1 protein-coding gene is annotated in these 463 nt (G+C 26.8%); it reads right to left on the bottom strand.

The genetic code is table 11. The features are described 5' to 3' along the window. A partial coding sequence (locus BTV99_RS13705; RefSeq protein ID WP_218607598.1) for a hypothetical protein occupies positions 1–194 on the bottom strand: 194 nt, incomplete at its 3' end. Positions 195–463 lie beyond the last annotated feature (269 nt).

Genomic DNA, 463 nt, shown 5'->3' with positions numbered 1-463 from the left:
TTCAGTTTATTCAAATCTATTTGCTGTGAAAATTCTACAGAATATTGATAGTGACATTTAATCACTTCATCTTCAAAATAAAAATAACAAGCATAAACACAGTTACCCCTTTTTTTATTTAGGGAAACACTTATATCAGATCCTATATTATTAATATAAAAAGATATACCTTTGTCATCTAATATTTTAATCATACAAACGAACCTAAATATATTGTGGTTTTAAGATAGTGACATAAAGGACATCATATAAAAAATGAATTTACAATCACTTTAATAATAAGCATGAGCACAATTTAAAAAACCTAATAAACTCCTAACTACTTAGGTCACTAGACTATAGTTAAGGATGGAGAAAAATTAGCAACTATGTAGTATAGCTGCTAACTCTAGATTGAAAATTACGTTATAAGTTTGATTTCTTCAGCTATAGTCTTATCAAAACCACATTGCATTCCTACTCT

Origin of the sequence: Psychrobacter sp. Rd 27.2, assembly GCF_001921755.1 — a bacterium.
In the GTDB taxonomy this organism is placed as follows: Bacteria; Pseudomonadota; Gammaproteobacteria; order Pseudomonadales; family Moraxellaceae; genus Psychrobacter; species Psychrobacter celer.
The sequence above is the reverse complement of the archived record's forward strand: the minus strand, read 5'-3'. Positions and strand labels throughout refer to the sequence as shown.